This window comes from Dongia sp., from assembly GCF_041909655.1.
In the GTDB taxonomy this organism is placed as follows: domain Bacteria; phylum Pseudomonadota; class Alphaproteobacteria; order Dongiales; family Dongiaceae; genus Dongia.
In genome coordinates this window covers 278,907-300,133 of sequence record NZ_JAYRDA010000003.1, presented here as the reverse complement: position 1 = coordinate 300,133, position 21,227 = coordinate 278,907, and the positions used below count along the sequence as shown (strand labels likewise).

Here is a 21,227-nt window from a genome sequence, read left to right as displayed (position 1 = left end):
TCACGCCACCCCGGCCCGCAAGCAATCGTGCAAGCGGATGATGCCGATCGGTTGTGTCGCATCGACCACGAAAAGCGAGGTGATGGAACGTTCGTTCATGATGCGCAGGGCTTCCGCCGCCAATGCCTGACCGGACGTGGTGAGCGGGCCCTTGGTCATCACCTCGGCAACGGATTGCCGCAGCAGATCGGTCCCCATATGGCGCCTGAGATCGCCATCCGTGACGATGCCGATAAGATCGCCTGCGCCATTGACGACGCCGACACAGCCAAAGGTCTTGGCGCTCATCTCAATGAGGGCCTGGGACATCGGCATGCCTGCATCGACCAGCGGCAACTCGCTGCCGACATGCATGAGATCCGCGACCCGCAGCAATTGCTGCCCCAGCTTGCCGCCGGGATGAAACCGCTGGAAGTCCTCGGCCGAGAATCCCTTGCGCTCGAGCAACGCCAAGGCCAGCGCATCACCCACCGCCAGCATCATCGTGGTCGAGGTGGTGGGTGCCAGGCCCAGGGCGCCGGCCTCGCCCGCGGGCGGCAAGGCCAGCGTCACATCGGCCGCCTGGCCGAGCGTGCTGTCGCCCCGGCTGGTGATGCTGATGAGCGGGATCTGCCAGCGGCGGGAATAGGTGATGAGATCGGCCAGTTCCGCCGTCTCGCCGGAATTGGAAAGGGCGATCACGGCATCCGCCGCGGTGATCATGCCCATATCGCCATGGCTGGCCTCGCCCGGATGGACGAATTGCGCGGGAGTTCCGGTGGAGGCCATGGTCGCCGCGATCTTGCGCGCGATGTGGCCGGACTTTCCCATGCCGGAAACGATGACCCGGCCGCTGACCGCGACCAGGAGATCGAGGGCCTGAGCCAGGGCGCTCCGTCCCGGTTCGGCCGTAAAGGTTTCCAGGAGCTGACGAAGCGCCGCGGCCTCGTGATCGATCACATGGAGGGCGGCCTTGAGGGCATTTTCGGCGGTACCGGGCGCAGCCCCCCCTTTGGGAGGCGCTCCAACCATGGTGGCGCGCGCTTGGTTCATCATGAGCACCGGCGAAAACGTCAAAAAATGCAGGCTGATAGACCTACAAACTAGCGCCAATCCGGGGGCGAATCCACTAACGGCGCAAGGCCATCCCTAACTAGGTCCGCCCCACCACCCTGTCAAGGGAAAGGCCCTTGGTTCGACAATGGGTTAGCCGCTTAAACGCCCCCGGCGAGGACTCGATTCCGCTCAATGTGCGAAAATATCCGGGTCGGCATAGCCAAGGAGGTCGAGCCGGGCACGGGCGGGCAGGAAATCAAAACAGGCGCGGGCCAGGTCGGAGCGGCCTTCGCGGGCCAGCAATTCGTCGAATTTTTCCTTCAGCCGATGGAGATGCAGCACGTCGGAAGCGGCATATTTCAGCTGTTCGTCGTTGAGCTGCGGCGCACCCCAATCCGAGCTCTGCTGCTGCTTCGAGATTTCGACGCCCAGCAATTCCTTGCACAGATCCTTGAGGCCGTGGCGGTCGGTGAAAGTGCGGGTCATCTTGGCCGCGATCTTGGTGCAGAAGACCGGGCGGCAATCGATCCCCAGATAATGCCAGAGCACACCGAGGTCGAAACGGGCGAAATGAAAGATCTTGAGCACCGCCGGGTCTTCCAGAAGCGCCTGCAGGCGCGGCGCCCGGTGCGGCGCGTGCGGCCGGCAGATGGGGATTTGCACCATGTGGCAAATGCCGTTGCCGGCAGAGAGCTGGACCAGACAGAGCCGGTCGCGCGCCGGATCGAGCCCCATGGTTTCCGTGTCGATGGCGACGGAGCCCCCGAAATCGAGGCCTTCGGGCAGATCGCCCTGATGCAGATGAATGGTCATGTCGACACCCCACGAACGTGATTCGGCACGTCGGAACGACGGTTCCTTGCCATCGGCGCGGCATCTTGGGGTCGAAAACCCGTCACGGGTCGGCGGCCCCAACATAAAGCCGGAGGATGGTGCCCAGGAGAAGACTCGAACTTCCACGGGTTGCCCCACAGGTACCTGAAACCTGCGCGTCTACCAATTTCGCCACCTGGGCAGGGGGCCGAAAGCCCGCGCATTCTGTTCAGGAGCGCCGGAAAGTCAACCCCGATCTGGGGTTAGGCGCGGGAATTCTGCGATCCCCGATTTCATTGCCATTTCAACCGGAATATCCCTATTTTACCCGCTGATTCCCGAACTGCTGCTGCATGGCCGCTGGCCGGACGGGAGCTTGGCAAGAATGAGGATCGCAAGATGGCACGCGGTTTGGTGACCGTGTTTGGCGGGTCGGGCTTTATCGGCCGCTATGTGGTGCGCAATTTGGCCCGGGCGGGCTGGCAGGTGCGTGTGGCGGTGCGCCGCCCGGACGAGGCTTTGTTCCTGAAGACCGCGGGCGATGTCGGCCAGGTGACTCCGGTCGCCGCCAATATCCGTGACGAAAAATCCGTGGCGGCGGCGGTTTCCGGCGCCGATGCCGTGATCAATCTGGTCGGCATTCTCTATCAGGGCGGCAAGCAGAAATTCGATACCGTTCAAGGGACAGGGGCCAAGCGCCTCGCCATGGCGGCGCGGGCGGCGGGTGCCAAACGGTTCATCCAGATCTCCGCCATCGGTGCCGATTCCGACAGCGATTCCAATTATGCCCGCAGCAAGGCCGCCGGCGAGCAGGGCGTGTCGAGCTCCTTTCCGGGCGCCACCATCCTGCGTCCCTCCATCGTGTTCGGACCGGAGGACGATTTCTTCAACCGCTTTGCCAAAATGGCGATGATCTCGCCGGCCCTGCCGCTGATCGGCGGCGGGCATACGAAGTTCCAGCCGGTCTATGTCGGCGATGTCGCGGCGGCAATCGCCAAGGCGCTCGAAGACCCGGCGACGATGGGCAAGACCTATGAACTGGGTGGGCCGCGCATCTATACCTTCCGCGAATTGTTGCGCCTGATGCTGCGCGAGATCGGCCGCTGCCGCGCGCTCATCCCGCTGCCCTTTGCGCTGGCGAGCCTGAAGGCCAGCGTTCTTCAATTGCTGCCGGTACCGCCCCTGACCGTCGATCAGGTGCGATTGCTGAAGCGCGACAATGTGGTGTCGGCGCAGGCGCTGACGCTCAAGGATCTCGGCCTCGACGCCACGGCGGTCGAAGCTGTGCTGCCGACCTATCTCGACCGCTATCGCCCGCGCGGCCATTACAGCCGGGTGGGCTGACCAAGATCCGCCAGGAGGAGGGAAGTTCGCATGCGTATTCTGGTGTTTCAGCATATCGCCTGCGAGCATCCCGGCATCTTCCGCGATTTCCTCGCCGCCGACGGCATCGCCTATGACGCCGTCGAACTGGATGCGGGCGAGACGATTCCGCCGCTGGATCGCTATGACGCGCTCTGGGTGATGGGCGGACCGATGGATGTGTGGGAAGAAGATCTGCATCCCTGGCTCGTCACCGAGAAGGCCGCGATTCGCGACGCCATCGTCGAGCATAATCTCCCCTATTTCGGCCTCTGCCTCGGCCATCAATTGCTGGCGGCCTCCTTGGGCGGCGCTGTCGGCAAAATGAAGACGCCAGAGGTCGGCATTATGGATGTCGATCTCACGGCAGCAGGTCTTGGCGATCCGCTGCTGGCTGGCCTTGCGCCACGCCAGCAGGCCTTGCAATGGCACGGCGCCGAAGTGACACGCTTGCCGGAAGGTGCAATCGTGTTGGCTGCGTCACCGCTCTGCCCGGTGCAGGCGATGCGCGTGGGCCAGCGCGCTTACGGTCTCCAATATCATGTGGAACTCACCGATCGCACCGTGCCGGAATGGGGTGCGGTGCCGGCCTATGCGCAATCCCTCGACGCGGCCCTGGGCGCCGGCGCCTTGCCGCGTTTGGAAAAGCAGGCAGCGGCCCTGATGCCGCAATTCAACAAGACCGCCAGACGGCTTTACGACAATTTCATGCAGAGCATCGGCTACGCCGAGCGCGCGGCGCAGTAAGGGATCGGGCGCCGCCGTCCTTCCCTGGGGACAGGACGACAACGCCCGATGGCAATCGCCGCGGCGCGGGGGACGGCCGGCCGAAGCGGTTACCGGCGATAAGTCGCGGCGTCAGCGCAGATGGTTCACGCTTGATATGTGATGGCCGTCACCTGGCGCGTTTTCAGCCGCAACCGACCGACCAGCCGCCATAGAGACCGACATAGATCAGAATGCCGAGGCCGATGCGATAAACCACGAAGGGCGCGAAGCTGGCGCGGCGCAGCCAATACATCATGAAGACGATGGCGAGGAAACCGGCGATGGCGGAGAAACCGGTCATCATCAGCGCGCGCTCGATTTCGGCGGCATTGCCGTCGCGCACCAATTGGAAACCCTTGTAGAGGCCGGCGGCCGAGATGGTCGGGATCGAAAGCAGGAAGGAGAAACGCGCCGCCTCCTGCCGCTCATAGCCCATGAAGCGCGCCATGGTCATGGTGATGCCGGAGCGGCTGGTGCCGGGAATGAAGGCCAGGCACTGAAAGATGCCGATGGCGAGCGCGGAACGCGCCGTCATGTGTTCCATCCGGCGTACCGTGAGGCCGAAGCGGTCGGCGATGTAGAGCAGAATGCCGAAGCCGATCAGCGTGCCGGCGATGATGCGATAATCGCGCAAGGCATCGCCCACCCAGGTATCGAGGACGAAGCCGATGCCGAGCGCCGGAACCGAGGCCACCAGCAGCAGCCAGACCAGACGCGCGCGCGGATCCCGCTTGCCCTGCGCCAGCTTCAGGAGGCCGCCTGCCATGCTGCCGACATCGCGCCAAAAATAGATCACCACGGCCAGCAGCGTGCCGACATGGGCGGCGACGTCCAGCGTCAGGCCCTGATCCGGCCAGCAGAAGAATTGCGGCACCAGAATGAGATGGCCGGAAGACGAGATCGGCAGGAATTCCGTAATGCCCTGGACGATGGCCAGGACCAGGATGTCGATGTTCGGCAAGTGGCACCAATCTCCAGCGGAGATCCCCAATAGACGCCTGCGCGCTTGTCGCCATTCCTAGGGAATGACTCAAGGGAATCAGTGAGTTGGCTTATAGCATGAGCGGCCTGCACTGCCGACCTGATATTTAGTACCATATCGGAACTAAATATCAGGTCGGCAGTGGTTGAGAATCCCCAACCTCGACCGAAGGTGGCTTCTTTCTCTTAATTAAGACAACAAATATGACCTAATATCCAGTTATTCGTTGCAGCCTGGAATTTCCTTGCTATTGTTTCCGCCCGCGCGGCCTTCCCGGCCGGGGAATTACGACATCAAGCAAGGCCAAAGCGAGGTTGCCATGGCGGAGAAGCTGCTGAAATTCGTGTCGCTGGGGCGCGCCATGCCCGACAAGCGCGCGGCTTCCGACCGCAAACAGGATTTCGGCGAGATCTATGCCGATTTCGCCGCCCGGGCCGCGCAATCCCAGGCCAGCCGCTGTTCGCAATGCGGCGTGCCCTTCTGCCAGGTCCATTGCCCGCTCAACAACAATATTCCGGACTGGTTGAAGCTCACCGCCGAAGGCCGTCTGGAAGAGGCCTATGAGGTCTCGGCCGCCACCAACACCTTCCCGGAAATCTGCGGTCGCATCTGCCCGCAGGACCGCCTGTGCGAAGGCAATTGCGTGATCGAGCAATCCGGCCACGGCACGGTCACGATCGGTGCCATCGAGCGGCATGTAACCGACACCGCCTTCGAGATGGGGTGGGTGAAGCCGGTGAAGCCCAAGCGCGAGCTTGCACAATCGATCGGCATCATCGGCGCCGGTCCGGCGGGGCTTGCGGCGGGCGAAGCACTGCGGCGCCAAGGCTATCAGGTCACCATTTACGACCGCTATGACCGCGTCGGTGGCCTGATGATCTATGGCATCCCCAATTTCAAGCTGGAGAAGCAGATCGTGGCGCGGCGCGAAAAGCTGTTGCGCGATGGCGGCATCAAATTCGAACTCAATTTCGAAGTTGGCCGCGATGCCAGCCTCGACGATCTCCGGCAGCGCCATGACGCGATCCTGATCGCGACCGGGGTCTACAAGGCGCGCGATCTCGGCGGGCCGGGAAGCGGCGCCAAGGGCATTGTGCCGGCGCTTCAATATCTCGTCGCCGCCAACCGCCATGGCCTCGGTGATCAGGTCGAGGAATTCACCAGCGGCGCGCTCAATGCCAAGGGCAAGAACGTGGTCGTGATCGGCGGCGGCGATACGGCGATGGATTGCGTGCGCACCGCGATCCGCCAGGGGGCGAAATCGGTGAAATGCCTCTATCGCCGCGACCGCACCAACATGCCGGGTTCGCAGCGCGAGACCTTGAACGCCGAGGAAGAAGGCGTCGAGTTCATCTGGCAATCGGCGCCGGCCGCCTTCCTCGATGACGACAATGGCCACGTGCGTGCGGTGCGTGCCGAGCGCATCCATCTCGGCATGCCGGACGCGACCGGCCGCCAAAGCCCACGTGTGATCGAGGGTTCGGCCTTCGACCTCGACGCGGAATTGGTGGTAAAGGCCCTGGGCTTCGAGCCCGAGGATCTGCCGCAGCGTCTGAAGGCGCCGGCGCTCTCGATCACCAAGGCGAATACGGTCCGCGTCAACTGGCGCAATCTCTCGACCACCATCCCCGGCGTGTTTGCCGCGGGCGACATCGTGCGCGGTGCCTCGCTGGTCGTCTGGGCGATCCGCGACGGCCGCGACGCGGCGGCGACCATCGACACCTATTTGCAGGAAAACGCGCGCAAGGCCGCGGCGGAATAAGGGACCCATAGCCATGAGCCAGGAAATCGAGCTTTTCCGCAAGAACGCCGCCCATCTGCATGCGACCGGCATGTACGACCCCGCCGATGAAGGCGATGCCTGCGGCGTCGGTCTCATCGCCGCCATCGACGGCAAGCCCCGGCGCGAGATCGTGCTCATGGGTGTCGAGGCGCTGAAATCCGTCTGGCACCGGGGTGCGGTCGATGCCGACGGCAAGACCGGCGACGGCGCCGGCATCCATGTGCAGATTCCGCACGCCTTCTTCGAGGATTTCATCCGCCGCGCCGGCCAGACCCTGCAGCCCGGCAAGTTCGCGGTCGGGCAGATGTTCCTGCCCAGAACGGATCTCGGCAAGCAGGAGAGCTGCCGCGTCATCGTCGAGCAGGAAATACTGAATGCCGGCTATACCATCTATGGCTGGCGTCAGGTGCCGATCGATATCAGCATCATCGGCGAGAAGGCCAATGCGACCCGGCCCGAGATCGAGCAGATCATGATCGCCAACGCGAAGGGTGTCTCGGAAGAGGAATTCGAGACCGATCTCTATATCATCCGCCGCCGCATCGAGCGCGCGGCCATCGCAGCACAGGTGCCGGAGCTTTACATCTGCTCGCTCTCCTGCCGCTCGGTGATCTACAAGGGCATGTTCCTGGCCGAACAGCTTACCTCCTTCTATCCGGATCTCCTCGACGAGCGCTTCGTCTCGAATTTCGCGATCTATCACCAGCGTTATTCCACCAACACCTTCCCGACCTGGAATCTGGCGCAGCCCTTCCGCGTCATCGCCCATAACGGCGAGATCAATACGCTCAAAGGCAACGTCAACTGGATGAACGCCCATGAGACGCGGCTTTATTCCAGCGTCTATGGCGACCGCATGGCGGATCTGAAACCCGTCATCCAGGCGGGCGGCTCGGATTCGGCGCAGCTCGACAATGTGTTCGAGGTACTGACCACCCATGAGCGGCCCTTGCCCATGGTGAAATGCATGCTGATCCCCGATGTCTGGGACGGCCGAGTCACCATGCCCCAGAACATCAAGGACATGTTCTCCTATTGCAATTCGGTGATGGAGCCCTGGGACGGGCCTGCGGCGATCTGCGGTTTTGCCGGGCATTGGGTGGTGGCGGGCCTTGATCGGAACGGCCTCCGGCCGCTGCGTTACGCGGTAACCGAGGATGGCATCCTGGTCGCTGGATCAGAGACCGGCATGGTGCGTCTCGACGAGACGCGGCTCAAGACCAAGGGCCGCCTGGGGCCGGGGCAGATGCTGGCAGTGGACCTCGCGGAAGGCCGCCTCTACGACAACAGCACGATGCTCGACCAATTGGCGGCGACCGCCGATTTCTCGGCCTGGGTGAAGAACATCACGGTCATCGACGATCTCATCAAACAAAATCGCGGCGAGCCGGCGATCTTCGAGAAGGATTACCTGCGTAGGCGTCAGGTAGCGGCCGGCCTCACCATGGAAGACATGGAAGTCGTCCTCCAGCCGATGGTCGAGGAAGCCAAGGAAGCCGTCGTCTCGATGGGCGACGACACGCCCCTGGCCGTGCTTTCCGAGCATTACCGCGGCCTGCATCAATTCTTTCGCCAGAATTTCAGCCAGGTGACCAACCCGCCAATCGATTCACTCCGCGAGAAGCGGGTGATGAGCCTCAAAACCCGGCTCGGCAATCTCGGCAACGTCATGGACCAGGATGAGAGCCAGTGCCGGTTGCTGCAACTGGACAGCCCGGTTCTGACCACCGCCGAGTTCCAGGCCATGCGCGCCTATATGGGGACAAGTGTCGCCGAGATCGATTGCACCTTCGAAGTCGAAGGCGGCGACAATGCGCTGCGCGACGCGATTCAGGCGGTGCGGCGCCAGGCCGAGGATGCCGTGCGCGGTGGTGCCACCCATCTCATTCTCTCCGACGAGCGGGTGAGTGCGGCACGCGCCGCCATCCCGATGATCCTCGCCACGGGCGCCGTGCATGTGCATCTCCTGCGGCAGCAGCTCCGCACCTTCACCAGCCTCAATGTGCGCTCGGGCGAATGCCTGGACGTGCATCATTTCGCGGTGCTGATCGGCGTCGGCGCCACCACGGTCAATGCCTATGTCGCGGAAGCCGCGATCGAGGATCGCCGCCGGCGCGGCCTCTTCGCGGATCTCCCCCTGGAGGATTGCCTCGACAATTTCCGTTCGGCGGTCGATCAGGGCCTCTTGAAGGTCATGTCCAAGATGGGCATCTCGGTGATCTCGTCCTATCGCGGCGGCGCCAATTTTGAAGCGCTCGGCCTCTCGCGCACCTTGGTCGCGGAATATTTCCCCTCGATGCCGAGCCGCATTTCAGGTATCGGCATGACCGGCATCCAGCACCGCGTGCTGGAGCTTCATGCCCGCGCCTGGGACCAGGATGTGGTGACGTTGCCGGTGGGCGGCTTCTACAAGTTCCGGAAATCGGGTGAGACCCATGCCTGGGCACCCGACCTCATCCACACCCTGCAGAACGCGGTGGCCTCGGAATCCTATCAGGCCTTCAAACGCTATTCGGAGGCAGTCGCCAAGCTGCCGCCCGTCGCCATCCGCGATCTCCTCGATTTCGTGCCGGGCACCAATCCCATCTCGACCGACGAGGTCGAGAGCATCACGGAACTCAGGAAGCGCTTCGTGACACCAGGCATGAGCCTGGGGGCGCTGGGGCCCGAAGCCCATGGCACGCTCAACATCGCCATGAACCGGATCGGCGCCAAATCGGATTCCGGCGAGGGCGGCGAGGATCCCAGCCGCTTCCGCCCGCAGCCCAATGGCGACAACGCCAATTCGGCGATCAAGCAGATCGCGAGCGGCCGTTTCGGCGTCACGGCGGAATACCTCACCAATTGCCGCGAGATCGAGATCAAGGTGGCGCAGGGTGCCAAGCCCGGCGAGGGCGGCCAGTTGCCGGCCTTCAAGGTGACGCTGGAAATCGCCAAGCTCAGGCATGCGACACCGGGCGTCTCGCTCATCTCGCCGCCGCCGCATCACGACATCTATTCGATCGAGGATCTGGCGCAGCTCATCTATGATTTGAAGCAGATCAACCCCATCGCCAAGGTCTGCGTGAAGCTGGTCTCGCGTTCCGGCATCGGCACGATCGCGGCCGGTGTCGCAAAAGCAAAAGCAGACGTGATCCTGGTTTCGGGCCATGTCGGCGGCACCGGCGCCTCGCCCCATACCAGCATCAAATATGCCGGCATCCCCTGGGAGATGGGTCTTGCCGAAGTGCATCAGGTGCTGACCTTGAACCGTCTGCGCCACCGCGTGAAGCTCAGAACCGATGGCGGCATCAAGACCGGCCGCGACGTGGTCATCGCCGCCATTCTCGGCGCCGAGGAATTCGGCATCGGCACCGCCTCGCTCGTTGCCATGGGTTGCATCATGGTGCGGCAATGCCATTCCAACACCTGCCCGGTCGGGGTCTGCACCCAGGATCACAAGCTGCGGCAGAAATTCACCGGGACGCCGGAGAAGGTCGTCAATTTGTTCAGCTTCATCGCCGAGGAAGTGCGCGAAATCCTGGCGCAATTGGGCGTGAAGACGCTCAACGAAGTGATTGGCCGCACCGAGCTCATTGAGCAAGTGAGCCGGGGTGCCGCCGATCTCGATGATCTCGACTTGAACCCGATCCTGGCGCAGGCCGATCCCGGTGACGAAGCACGCTATTGTACGCTGGTCGGTCGCAACGAAGTGCCGGACACGCTGGACGCGCGCATGGTCGAGGATGCCGCCGCCTTGTTCCAGGCCGGCGAGAAGATGCAGTTGCAATACAACATCCGTAATACGTTCCGGGCGATCGGCACGCGGCTTTCCTCGCATATCACCAAGCGCTTCGGCATGATGGGGCTGAAGCCCGATCATCTCACCGTGCGTTTGCGCGGCTCGGCCGGCCAATCCCTGGGCGCCTTCGCGGTGCAGGGCTTGAAGCTCGAAGTCTTCGGCGATGCCAATGACTATGTCGGCAAGGGCCTGTCAGGCGGTACCATCGTGGTGCGGCCATTGCCCTCCTCGCCCCTGGAGAGCAACCGCAACACCATCATCGGCAACACGGTGCTCTATGGTGCGACCGCCGGCAAATTGTTCGCGGCAGGCCAGGCCGGCGAACGCTTCGCGGTCAGGAATTCCGGTGCCGACGTGGTGATCGAAGGCTGCGGTTCCAATGGCTGCGAATACATGACCGGCGGTACGGCCGTGATCCTGGGCGCGGTCGGCGACAATTTCGGCGCCGGCATGTCGGGCGGCATGGCCTTCGTCTATGATGCCGATGGCCGCTTCCCGTTGCGCGTCAATCCGGAAAGCATTGTCTGGCAGCGCCTGGAGAGTGCCCATTGGGAAGGTCGCTTGAAGACGCTCATCGAAGAGCATGTCAAGGAGACCCAATCGAAATGGGCCGGCCGCCTGCTCAACGATTGGGCCGAAGAACGTGGCCATTTCTGGCAAGTTGCGCCGAAGGAAATGCTCGACAAGCTCGACCAGCCGCTCTCGGACAGGCCGGCATCTGCCGGCACCCGTAAAGCGAAATGAGACGGAACGCAAAATGAGCGCGCGTTTCGGCGAGGTGCCCGTGCGGTGCTGCGCCGTGGCGGCGGCGATCATCGCCGCGCGCGAAACCGATCCCCAGGTCCTGCTGCTGCGCCGGGCGGGGCCGATCGCCGCGGGCGCCTGGGGCCTGGTGACCGGCAGCATCGAGCCCGGCGAGACTGCGCCGCGGGCAGCGAGGCGCGAGATCTTCGAGGAGACCGGGCTCGCCGTCGCCCGGCTCTTCACGACGGGCCTGACCGAGACTTTCTATCTGGCGCATGACAACACGATCAATCTGATGCCGATCTTTGTCGCTTTCGTCCCCACGCCGGCCGCCGTGACGCTCGATCACGGCAGCGATGCCTATCGCTGGTGCGGATTGGAAGATGCCATCGACCTGATGCATTTTGCCGGACAGCGTCGCGCCATCACCGATATCTGGCGCGATTTCGTGATCTGCGTGCCGGAAGCCTTTCGCGAGGTACCCTGACCCATGTGCGTTGCCTCCGATATACCGCCCGTTGTGATCATACCCGGCCTCGGCAATTCAGGGCCGCAGCATTGGCAGCGTTTGTGGCAGGCACGCCTTGGCCCTGCCGCGCGGGCGGCCGAGCAAAAGGATTGGGACCGGCCCGATTACGCGGCCTGGATCAACTGCCTTGATGACATCGTCCGCGCCCAGGCGAGCGCGCCGGTCCTGGTGGCGCACAGCCTGTCCTGCGCGTTGGTGGCGCATTGGGCGGCCCGAAATCAACATCAACACGAGATCGCCGGCGCCCTGCTGGTTGCCCCCGCCGATACGGATTCGGATGCGCATACACCGCCCGAGGCTCATGCCTTCCGACCGATGCCGATGCGCCCGCTGTTCTTCCCCAGCATCGTGGTCGCCAGCCGCGACGATCCCTATGTCGCCATCACCCGTGCCCAGGCGTTTGCCGCGGCCTGGGGCAGCGAGTTCGTCGATATCGGTGTCGCCGGACATATCAACCCGGCAAGCGGTTTCGGGCCCTGGCCTTTGGGCGAGGTCCTGCTGGAACGGCTGCGGCGCAATGCGGTGACTCCCGCTCAGAATTCGCTCTGACCGTTCAGGCGCCGGCCAAACGCAGCAAGTGACGCCCGTTCGTTGCGATACGCGCGGCGGGATCGGCGAGGTTCACCACATGGGCGACGCGCCAGGGACGGCCGGGCGCGGCATCGGACCGGCGCAGGGTATAGCGCCGGGGCACGCTGACCACGTCATTGCCGCGCCGGTCGGACAAAGTCCAGACCACGCGCGCTGTGGCAAAATCGGGCGCCACGGATTCGAGATCGAGTGCGGTGATGCTGGCGCAGACGATGCCCTGCTGGCGATAGGCGCCGAAGCGCTGCGCCAAAGCCTGGCGCAACTCGCCGCGCGCATTGAAGGCGGTGTTGCCGGCAGAAGTCGAGATCAGGCAAGGGAGATCGTAGATGGCCGATGCAGCATCCGCATCGAGATCGAAACAGGCGGCATCATAGGCCTTGAACAAACGTTGCAATTCAGCCCGCGCATCGGCGGGCATCTGTCGTTCACGCTGATGGGAAAAGCCCGCTCTGGGGGCGGTTTCAGTGGCAAACATGATTTTATCCTTGGCTCGGGCGCCAGCCCATCTTCGGGGCGAAGCGCGGCAATCTGGCGATGGGCGCCGGACCGTCACTCACGGAGAATTCCCGTTCAGGGAAATCGAGGAACCGAGGATAGCGGTGGGCGCGCGGCTACTAGCCCGGCCTGAACGGATCAGGCCGGGTTGCTAATTCGCGTGAAGAATACGCGCGCCGTGACGGCGGTATGCTGTTGCCGAGACATATCGTTACTGTAACGCAGGCAGCGAAACGGTCAAGCCTGCGCTGTTGGCGGGCTGGGTTGCGGCTGACGCGGATGTCGGCCTATCTTCGCCGCCACCAGCCACCCGCGGAGCCGCCCGGCCAGATGCTGCCCCACCGATCCTTCCACTTTGTCCGCCATGGCGAAACCGACTGGAACCGGCTCGGCCGTTTTCAGGGGCGTACCGACATTCCGCTCAACGCCCGAGGCGAGGCACAGGCGATGGCCCTGCGGCCGCATCTCGCCACTTTCGGCTTCCGCAGCATCGCCGCCTCGCCCCTTGCCCGGGCCAAGCGGACGGCGGAAATTCTGAATGCCGGCCTCGATCTGCCGATCCATCTCATCGACGAATTGATGGAGTTCGATGTCGGCCCCTTCGCCGGCGCGGCCGATGGCGGGGATTGGCTCGCCGATTGGCGCCTGGGCGGTATTTTCCCCGGTGTCGAAAGCCTCGGCGCCTTTGCCACTCGCGTCCAAGCCGGCATCACCAAGGCTCTTTCCCTGGAAGCGCCGGTCCTGGTGGTGGCGCATGGCGGCCTTATTTGGGCGCTGGAGCATCTCCTCGGATTGCCGGCGGCGCTCGACATCCGCAACACCACCCTCGCGCGCTTCGAACCGCCGGCGGATGCTACCCGATCCTGGCGGATCGACATCCTGGTGGAACCCGCGTGATCGATTCCCGCCTGCTGTCCCGCTTCCCGCAGCTCGGCCAGTTGGAGCCGGAGATCCAGCAGCGTATTGCCGCGAACGCGCATCCGGTCGCGCTCCCCGCCGGCACGGTGGTGGCGCGGCCGGGCGAGAGATTGCCGCATTTCGTGCTGCTCACGGACGGCACGATCAAGGTGAGCGGTATCAGCGAAAACGGCCGCGAGATCGTGCTCTACCGGGTCGCGGCCGGCGAGACCTGCGTTCTTTCCAGCGCCTGCCTCCTGGGCCAGACGGCACTTTCGGCCGAACTGGTCGCCGAAAGCGATGTCGCCGGCTTTGCCTTGCCGGAACCCATCTTCCAGGAATTGATGGCCGCCGGCCCGGCCTTCCGCCGCTTGATCTTTGCCAATTTCGGCGAAAGGCTGCAGGAGATCGTAACGCTACTGGAAGACATCGCCTTCCGGCGCATCGATGCGCGGCTGGCAGCCTTCCTCCTGGCACGAGATGCGGAACAGCCGATCGCGCTCACCCACCAGGACCTCGCCACGGAACTAGGGACCGCGCGCGAAGTGGTGAGCCGGCAACTCAAGGATTTCGAGCGCCGCCAGTGGCTGCGCCTCACCCGCGGCCGGATCGATCTCCTCGATCGAGACGCTTTGTCTCACTGCGCGACGGGAGCTTAGAACCGCCCCCCTGAGAGCCCCGCCCTGTGAGCAAGTCACAGACCGGGTGCGATGGTAGCCCTATCGTGATGGCAGTTGAATGTCATGCAACGGGAGAACCAGATGGGAAAGAATATCGGTACGCTTGACCGCGTGCTTCGTGTCATTGTCGGCTTGGTCTTGATTTCCTTGGTCTTTATCGGACCGCAGACCCCTTGGGGTTGGATCGGCCTCGTGCCGCTCGCTACCGCGCTCATCGGCTTCTGCCCAGCCTATCGCTTGATCGGGCTCAATACCTGCGGTCTGCGGAAGTAGTTCCTGGGCGCAAAACAGCACCGGCTTGCCTCGGGAGGGTGAGCCGGGGGCTTGTGGGCCAGCGGGCGGAACGTCACCATAGGCGATCCCCGAGTCGCTCCTGGTATCGCCCGCCGATGGAATCCACCGCCCCGAAGGTTTTGAAGAGGCTGACGCTCAATGCCGGGGCGTTGAAGCGGCTCTCTGAGTTGCATCGCAATTGGCGCCTGGGGCGGGCGCAGGGCCAGCGCCTGATGCTCTCGGAATGCAATCTGGCCAAGCTCGATCTCAGCCTGATGGATTTCACGGATGCCTATCTGGTGCGGTGCAATCTGGAGCGCGCCAATCTGCGCGGCACCAATTTCCGCGGCGCCATTCTCACGGGTTCGGTCTTCGACGAAGCCGACATGACCGGCGCCAATTTCGAACGCGCCGATATGCGCGGCGCCGTCTTCCACGGCACCGACCTCACGCGCAGCACCTTGTCGGCGGCGGATCTCCGGCAGAATCCGGAAAAAGAATCGGAATGGGACGAGGCGCCGGCCTGCCGCTTCCGCGGCGCCAAGCTCGCCCAGACCGTGTTCAAGGATGCCAAACTGGTGAGCGTCGATTTTTCCGGCGCCTATCTGCTGGAGACCGATTTTTCCGGCGCCGATCTCAGGAAGAGCAATTTCGCCGCCGCGGATCTGCAGGCGATTCGCCTCAACAACAGCGAGCTGGAAGGCGCCGATTTTGCCTTCGCCACGGTCGATCAGGCGACCCGCGATCAGGTGCGCGCGGCAAAATTGCCCGTGGGCTCGGCACCGCGCCTGACGGAGAAAGAAGTGAGCGAGCGCCTCAGCCGCCATGCGCGCTGGGTCGATTCCTTGGGCCGCGCCGGCGAGCGGCTGGAACTCGAAGGCTTCGATCTTTCCGGCCTCGATTTGAGCCGCACCAATCTCGCGGCGGCGCGCCTGGTCGGCTGCCGCCTTGCGCGCACCAATCTCAAGCGCGCCTGGCTGCTCGCCACCGATCTGCAGGGCGCCAATCTCACCGAAGCGAATGTCTCGGAAGCCGATCTCCGCGGCGCCAATCTCTCCGACGCCCATCAGCGCGGGTTGGAGATGGCCGGTGCCAAGACCGGCGAGATTCCGGGATTGGGTGTGAAGACGAAAGGGTTGCGAAAGTAGCGCGCCTGTCTCTCGGAAAGCAGCCACACGCAATCTCTATTCAAGCGTCTTGTAGTGACCAATCGCCGCCCGAATGTCTCTTATGTCAGTATCGAGCAATTGCAGCGGAACGAAGACGTCGCCACCGATGAAGGGCTTATTGACGAGACCTAGCATACGCTTGGTCGGCGACTTGATGAAGTCGGCCGCCGGTTGTGTCAGACGCAAGCTGAAATAGTGCGCGCCTATTAAACGTCCTTCGGAAATGGATTTGATCGCGTTCCACGGAATCGCACAATCCATCGCCCGGCTGTCAAAGAAGCCATTCAAATCGACGACCATTGCCGGGCCGGAAGTAATAAGACGAATGGCAAAGATCCAGAAGCAGAGCCCAAAGAACGCGGCACCAATAACGCCGCGCCACCAATCCTCAGAAAGGAATGGGCCTCGCCAAACCATCCAAAACCCGATGCTCACAAAGAGCAAGGATAACAAGGCACAAAAACGAAGCTTCCATCGTGCGTGGCCGACGCGAAGCGCCACGCTTAGCGCCGCTCCACCATCAGCTTCTTGATCTCGCCGATGGCCTTGGCCGGATTGAGGCCCTTGGGGCAGGTCTTGGTGCAGTTCATGATGGTGTGGCAGCGATAGAGGCGGAAGGGATCTTCCAGCGCATCGAGGCGCTCGCCGGTGGCTTCGTCGCGGGTATCGGCGATGAAGCGATAGGCCTGCAGCAGGATGGCGGGGCCGAGATAGCGATCGCCGTTCCACCAATAGCTGGGGCAGGAGGTCGAGCAGGAGAAGCAGAGGATGCATTCCCAGAGACCGTCGAGCTTGGCGCGCTCTTCCGGGGTCTGCAGCCGCTCGCGGGTCTGCGGCGGGGTATCCGATTTCAGCCAGGGCTCGATCGTTTCGTATTGCGCGAAGATATGCGTGAGATCGGGCACCAGATCCTTCACCACCGGCATGTGCGGCAGCGGATAGATCTTCACGTCGCCCTTCACCTCCGAGGTGAATTTCGTGCAGGCCAGCGTATTGGTGCCGTCGATATTCATCGCGCAGGAACCGCAGACACCTTCGCGGCAGGAACGGCGGAAGGTCAGCGTCGAATCGATCTCGTTCTTGATCTTGATGATCGCATCCAGGATCATCGGGCCGCAGCTATCCATGTCGACTTCGTAGGAATCGACGCGCGGATTGGCACCGGTATCCGGATCCCAGCGATAGATCTTGAACACCTTGATGTTCTTCGCTCCCGCCGGCGCCTTCCAGGTCTTGCCGATGGTGGGTTTCGAATTGGCTGGCAGTGTCAGTTCGGCCATTTTTCCAGAACCTTCAGTACACGCGGGCTTTGGGCGGGAAGACCTGAACATCGTTGCTCAAGGTCGTCATGTGGACGGGGCGGTAATCGAGACGGACCTTGCCGTCCTCGCCCAGCCACGACACGGTATGCTTCATCCATTTTTCGTCATCGCGGTTGGGGAAATCCTCGCGCGCCTGGGCGCCGCGGCTTTCCTCGCGATTGGCGGCGGATTCGATCGAGACCCGCGCCTGATAGAGCAGATTGTCGAGTTCCAGCGTCTCGACGAGATCGCTGTTCCAGATCAAGGACCGGTCCTCGACCTTCACACGGTGGCGCTGGTCCCAGACAGCCTTCACCTTCTCGGCGCCTTCCTTCAGCGTCTGGCCCGTGCGGTAGACCGCGCAGTCGTTCTGCATGATCTTCTGCATGTCGAGGCGCAGCTTGGCCGTCGGGATATCGCCCTTGGCGTGGCGCAAACGGTCGAGACGCTCGATCGCCATGTCGCCCGCATTCTTCGGCAGGTTGCGATGCTTCTCGCCCTTGCCGATGATTTCGGCAGCACGGATCGCGGCCGAGCGGCCGAAGACGACGAGATCGAGGAGCGAGTTCGAGCCCAGGCGGTTGGCGCCGTGGACCGAGACGCAGGCCGCCTCGCCGATCGCCATCAGGCCCGGCACCACGGCATCGGGATTGCCGTCCTTCTTGGTGACGACCTCGGTGCGGTAATTGGTGGGGACGCCGCCCATGTTGTAGTGACAGGTCGGAAGGACCGGAATTGGTTCGCGTGTCACATCGACGCCGGCAAAGATGCGCGCGGTTTCCGAAATGCCCGGCAGGCGCTCATGGATGATCTTCGGATCGAGATGCTCGATGTGAAGATGGATATGATCCTTGTGCGTGCCGACGCCGCGACCTTCGCGGATTTCCATGGTCATGGCGCGCGAGACGACATCGCGCGACGCCAGATCTTTGGCCGAGGGTGCATAGCGTTCCATGAAACGCTCGCCTTCGGAATTGGTGAGATAGCCGCCCTCGCCGCGCACACCTTCGGTGATGAGGCAGCCGGCGCCGTAGATGCCGGTCGGATGGAACTGGATGAATTCCATGTCCTGGAGCGGCAATCCGGCGCGGAGCGCCATGGCATTGCCGTCGCCGGTGCAGGTATGGGCGGAGGTGGCCGAGAAGAAGACGCGGCCATAGCCGCCGGTCGCCAGCACCACGAGCTTGGCATGGAAGCGGTGCATGGTGCCGTCATCGAGATTCCAGGCAACGACGCCAACGCAGGCACCCTCTTCATCCATGATGAGATCGAGGGCGAAATATTCGACGAAGAACTCGGCGCGATGCTTCAAGGCCTGCTGATAGAGCGTGTGCAGGATCGCATGACCCGTGCGGTCGGCGGCGGCACAAGTACGCTGCGCGATGCCCTTGCCGTATTCCGTGGTCATGCCGCCAAAGGGGCGCTGATAGATCTTGCCGGCTTCGGTGCGGCTGAAAGGCACGCCGTAATGTTCCAACTCGACGATCGCCGGCACGGCTTCGCGGCACATGTATTCGATCGCATCCTGGTCGCCCAGCCAGTCCGACCCCTTCACAGTGTCGTACATGTGCCAGCGCCAATCATCAGGGCCCATATTGCCGAGCGAGGCGGAGATGCCGCCCTGTGCCGCCACGGTATGCGAGCGGGTCGGATAGACCTTGGAGATGCAGGCGGTCTTGAGGCCCTTCTCGGCCATGCCGAAAGCGGCGCGCAGGCCTGCGCCACCGGCACCCACCACCACCACGTCGTAGACATGATCGACGAAGGGATAGGCCTGGCCGTTGATCTTCGGGGCGTTCGTGCTAGCTGTGTCAGCCATGTTGAATCACTCTTGAATGAGACGCGTCAGCCGGCAAAGGCGATGACCAGCAGCGAGACGATCGCCGCGGCGGCAAAGGCGAAACCGGCGAATTGCAGGCCGATCAGCAGGACGAATTTCAGAACCTTGCCGTGGATGTAATCCTCGATCACGATCTGCAGCCCCAGGACCGCATGATAGAAGACGGCGAGGATCGTGAGGCTTAAGGCCGCCACGGTGAAGGGGGTGGAGAGCCACTGACTCACCACCGCGTAATCGGCGCCGGCAAGGCAGATGAAGGACGCCACCAGCCACAGGCTCAAGGGAATGAGCGCCAGGGCCGAGACACGCTGCGCCCACCAATGATGCAAGCCCTCGTGAGCGGAGCCAAGGCCCCGGGCACGGCCGAGATGCGAACGCAATGTCTTGCTGTTGTCGGCCATCACAGCGCTCCCATCTGGAAATAGGCGATCACCCAGGCGGCGATGGTGAGCAAGGCTGTGCCGATGAGCACCGCATAACCGGAGCGGTAGGCCGCCGGCAGCTCAAAACCGAAGCCGGCATCCCAGGCGAGATGCCGGATGCCATTGAGAAGATGGTAGAAGAACGCGATCGACCAGCCGAACAGCATCAGGCGCCCGAGGATACTGCCGTTGAAACTCTGCAGGGTATCGAAAGCCGCCATGCCCTGAGCCGCGGCCGCCAGCCAGCAGACTAAGTAAAGCAGGCCGATGCTGAGCACGATGCCGGAGATACGGTGGAGAATGGAAGTGATCGAGGTGAGCTGCGGCTTGTAGACCTGCAGATGCGGGCTCAAGGGTCTCGGATGACGCTTTGCGCCGCCTGACTGGCTTTCGGCCATGATGTTTCCCGTCCGATGCCCCACGTGCCGGGTGCTGACGCCCGGCGAGACGCGGGTTGGTTTGCCTTGGGGTCGATACGCGCCCCATGGGTAATTGGACTGCGCTGCGGCGTTTGGTCAGGGTCCGGCCCGCCTGAGGGTGATCGTCTGGCGACGATCGGCGGGGGGGCGCATGGCCTGCCGCATTGCAGCAGAAAGCGCGATCTTGATACTGAATAGTTACCGGGAGGTCAACGAAACTGCGACCCGGAGCGACATTTTATTGCCGGACCGCGCCAAAGGCGGAAACTTAGCCCCGGCGCTTCATCAGGACCGTGTAATCGAGGTCGAGGACGACGTTTTCGGGATATTTCCCGGTCGAATCCGGCCCGGGATGGTCGCCGCAGGCGAGATCCTTGGTGGCAATGGTTCTGAGGCGCAGGGCGCCCACATCGCGCCGGTCGGGGAGTTCGCCCTTTTCCAGCACTTCCGACCAGGCATAGATCGTGTCACCGGCAAAACTGGGATTCACATGCCGCCCGCCATTGATCGCCGCCACGCGGAAGGCATTGGCGAGGCCGTTGAAGGAGAGCGCGCGGGCGAGGCTGATGATATGCCCGCCATAGATGAGGCGGCGGCCGAAGCGGCCCTGCCCTTCGGTATGCTGGTTGAAATGCACCTTGGCATTGTTCTGGTAGAGCCGTGTCGCAATCATGTGGTCGGATTCTTCCAGCGTCATGCCGTCGACATGGTCGATCTTCTCGCCCACCGCATAATCCTCCCAGAGATAGGGCGAGCCAGCGAGAACCGTGTCGTAGCCGGAAAGATCGAGATCGAGCGGCACCTCGAGATCGGCCATCGCCACCTTCTCAGGGAGCTGCGGCACCAGGGCTTCCGGCGAGGGAGCCAGGCGGTCGCGCTTCCGCACCATCACCCAGCGCACGTAATCCAGCACCACTTCATCGGCCTGATTGAGGCCCACCGAATGCACATAGACGATGCCGGTTTCGTGGTTCGAATTCTCCTTCAACCCGATCACGGTCGAGCGCGCGGTGAGGCTGTCGCCGGGATAAATCGGCACGCCGAAACGCCCGGCGGCATAGCCGAGATTGGCGACGGCATTCAATGAGATGTCGGCAACCGTGCGGCCGAACACCATGTGGAAAGCCAGCATGTCGTCGATGGTGGCGCCGGGCAGACCGACATTCTGTGCAAAGGAATCCGCCGAGGAGAGCGCAAAGCGCGAACCGGTGAGCCCGATGTAAAGGGCGGCATCACCCTCCGTCACCGTGCGCGGCACCGCATGCTGGATCTCCTGCCCGATATGGAAATCCTCGAAGAAATTGCCTGGATTGGTCTTGATGGCAGCCACGGCGCGGTCCCCG

20 protein-coding genes and 1 tRNA gene are annotated in these 21,227 nt (G+C 63.1%); 10 read left to right on the top strand and 11 right to left on the bottom strand.

Annotated features, from left to right (window positions below; all coding sequences use genetic code 11):
• From ACE3PR_RS07615 to ACE3PR_RS07605, 3 genes are all read right to left on the bottom strand, one after another.
• Positions 1-1,035, bottom strand: a complete 1,035-nt coding sequence (locus tag ACE3PR_RS07615) for an SIS domain-containing protein (RefSeq protein ID WP_374370037.1) — start codon at positions 1,033-1,035, stop codon at positions 1-3.
• Between the two features lie 189 nt (positions 1,036-1,224).
• On the bottom strand, positions 1,225-1,848 hold the full coding sequence (locus ACE3PR_RS07610) for a ribonuclease D (protein WP_374370034.1): 624 nt from the start codon (positions 1,846-1,848) through the stop codon (positions 1,225-1,227).
• A 117-nt stretch (positions 1,849-1,965) separates the two neighbouring features.
• A tRNA-Leu gene (locus tag ACE3PR_RS07605) sits at positions 1,966-2,050 on the bottom strand.
• Positions 2,051-2,247: 197 nt separating this feature from the next.
• On the opposite strand from ACE3PR_RS07605, the gene ACE3PR_RS07600 reads away from it, so the two are divergent.
• Together ACE3PR_RS07600 and ACE3PR_RS07595 are read left to right on the top strand one after the other, a co-directional pair.
• Entirely contained in the window at positions 2,248-3,192 is a 945-nt protein-coding gene (locus ACE3PR_RS07600; protein ID WP_374370031.1) for a complex I NDUFA9 subunit family protein, read from the top strand.
• A 30-nt stretch (positions 3,193-3,222) separates the two neighbouring features.
• Complete coding sequence (locus ACE3PR_RS07595) at positions 3,223-3,957, top strand: type 1 glutamine amidotransferase (RefSeq protein WP_374370028.1); 735 nt, start codon at positions 3,223-3,225, stop codon at positions 3,955-3,957.
• A 163-nt stretch (positions 3,958-4,120) separates the two neighbouring features.
• On the opposite strand, the gene ACE3PR_RS07590 is transcribed toward ACE3PR_RS07595, so the two are convergent.
• On the bottom strand, positions 4,121-4,939 hold the full coding sequence (locus ACE3PR_RS07590; RefSeq protein ID WP_374370025.1) for an undecaprenyl-diphosphate phosphatase: 819 nt from the start codon (positions 4,937-4,939) through the stop codon (positions 4,121-4,123).
• Positions 4,940-5,279: 340 nt separating this feature from the next.
• Between ACE3PR_RS07590 and ACE3PR_RS07585 the strand changes: the two genes are divergently transcribed.
• Genes ACE3PR_RS07585 through ACE3PR_RS07570 form a run of 4 tightly spaced genes read left to right on the top strand, consistent with a single transcriptional unit; the run spans position 5,280 to position 12,346 of the window.
• The gene (locus tag ACE3PR_RS07585; protein WP_374370022.1) at positions 5,280-6,722 is read left to right on the top strand and encodes an NAD(P)-dependent oxidoreductase; all 1,443 of its coding nucleotides are present in this window, start codon (positions 5,280-5,282) and stop codon (positions 6,720-6,722) included.
• Positions 6,723-6,735: 13 nt separating this feature from the next.
• Positions 6,736-11,268: a glutamate synthase large subunit gene (gene gltB, locus ACE3PR_RS07580; protein WP_374370019.1), complete on the top strand. Its 4,533-nt coding sequence runs from the start codon at positions 6,736-6,738 to the stop codon at positions 11,266-11,268.
• A gap of 13 nt (positions 11,269-11,281) precedes the next feature.
• Entirely contained in the window at positions 11,282-11,755 is a 474-nt protein-coding gene (locus tag ACE3PR_RS07575; RefSeq protein WP_374370016.1) for an NUDIX pyrophosphatase, read from the top strand.
• Between the two features lie 33 nt (positions 11,756-11,788).
• Positions 11,789-12,346 (top strand): RBBP9/YdeN family alpha/beta hydrolase, encoded by a 558-nt coding sequence (locus ACE3PR_RS07570; protein WP_374370013.1) that lies wholly within the window; start codon positions 11,789-11,791, stop codon positions 12,344-12,346.
• A 4-nt stretch (positions 12,347-12,350) separates the two neighbouring features.
• On the opposite strand, the gene ACE3PR_RS07565 is transcribed toward ACE3PR_RS07570, so the two are convergent.
• Positions 12,351-12,863: a hypothetical protein gene (locus ACE3PR_RS07565; RefSeq protein ID WP_374370010.1), complete on the bottom strand. Its 513-nt coding sequence runs from the start codon at positions 12,861-12,863 to the stop codon at positions 12,351-12,353.
• A 299-nt stretch (positions 12,864-13,162) separates the two neighbouring features.
• Here ACE3PR_RS07565 and ACE3PR_RS07560 point away from each other — a divergent pair, with 299 nt between their 5' ends.
• The 4 genes from ACE3PR_RS07560 (at position 13,163) to ACE3PR_RS07545 (ending at position 15,881) form a co-directional block, all read left to right on the top strand.
• Positions 13,163-13,780 carry a histidine phosphatase family protein gene (locus ACE3PR_RS07560; RefSeq protein WP_374370007.1) on the top strand — a complete coding sequence of 206 codons (618 nt, stop codon included), beginning with the start codon at positions 13,163-13,165 and terminating at the stop codon, positions 13,778-13,780.
• The gene (locus ACE3PR_RS07555) at positions 13,777-14,439 is read left to right on the top strand and encodes a Crp/Fnr family transcriptional regulator (protein ID WP_374370004.1); all 663 of its coding nucleotides are present in this window, start codon (positions 13,777-13,779) and stop codon (positions 14,437-14,439) included. Before ACE3PR_RS07560 ends, ACE3PR_RS07555 begins: the two co-directional genes overlap by 4 nt.
• A gap of 102 nt (positions 14,440-14,541) precedes the next feature.
• On the top strand, positions 14,542-14,733 hold the full coding sequence (locus tag ACE3PR_RS07550; protein ID WP_374370001.1) for a DUF2892 domain-containing protein: 192 nt from the start codon (positions 14,542-14,544) through the stop codon (positions 14,731-14,733).
• A gap of 116 nt (positions 14,734-14,849) precedes the next feature.
• Positions 14,850-15,881, top strand: a complete 1,032-nt coding sequence (locus ACE3PR_RS07545) for a pentapeptide repeat-containing protein (RefSeq protein ID WP_374369998.1) — start codon at positions 14,850-14,852, stop codon at positions 15,879-15,881.
• A 36-nt stretch (positions 15,882-15,917) separates the two neighbouring features.
• Here the strand turns inward: ACE3PR_RS07545 and ACE3PR_RS07540 are convergent, their stop codons facing one another.
• The 6 genes from ACE3PR_RS07540 to ACE3PR_RS07515 all read right to left on the bottom strand — a co-directional run bounded on the left by ACE3PR_RS07540 (position 15,918) and on the right by ACE3PR_RS07515 (position 21,214).
• A complete protein-coding gene (locus tag ACE3PR_RS07540; RefSeq protein ID WP_374369995.1) occupies positions 15,918-16,403 on the bottom strand; it encodes an STM3941 family protein in 486 nt (161 codons plus the stop codon).
• A gap of 2 nt (positions 16,404-16,405) precedes the next feature.
• Positions 16,406-17,182 carry a succinate dehydrogenase iron-sulfur subunit gene (locus tag ACE3PR_RS07535; protein WP_374369992.1) on the bottom strand — a complete coding sequence of 259 codons (777 nt, stop codon included), beginning with the start codon at positions 17,180-17,182 and terminating at the stop codon, positions 16,406-16,408.
• A 13-nt stretch (positions 17,183-17,195) separates the two neighbouring features.
• The gene (sdhA, locus tag ACE3PR_RS07530) at positions 17,196-19,022 is read right to left on the bottom strand and encodes a succinate dehydrogenase flavoprotein subunit (protein WP_374369989.1); all 1,827 of its coding nucleotides are present in this window, start codon (positions 19,020-19,022) and stop codon (positions 17,196-17,198) included.
• 26 nt (positions 19,023-19,048) lie between these two features.
• Complete coding sequence (gene sdhD / locus ACE3PR_RS07525) at positions 19,049-19,444, bottom strand: succinate dehydrogenase, hydrophobic membrane anchor protein (RefSeq protein ID WP_374369986.1); 396 nt, start codon at positions 19,442-19,444, stop codon at positions 19,049-19,051.
• Complete coding sequence (sdhC, locus tag ACE3PR_RS07520; RefSeq protein ID WP_374369983.1) at positions 19,444-19,863, bottom strand: succinate dehydrogenase, cytochrome b556 subunit; 420 nt, start codon at positions 19,861-19,863, stop codon at positions 19,444-19,446. The genes sdhD and sdhC overlap by 1 nt, the downstream gene beginning before the upstream one ends.
• A gap of 289 nt (positions 19,864-20,152) precedes the next feature.
• Positions 20,153-21,214: a MaoC family dehydratase gene (locus ACE3PR_RS07515; RefSeq protein ID WP_374369980.1), complete on the bottom strand. Its 1,062-nt coding sequence runs from the start codon at positions 21,212-21,214 to the stop codon at positions 20,153-20,155.
• Positions 21,215-21,227 lie beyond the last annotated feature (13 nt).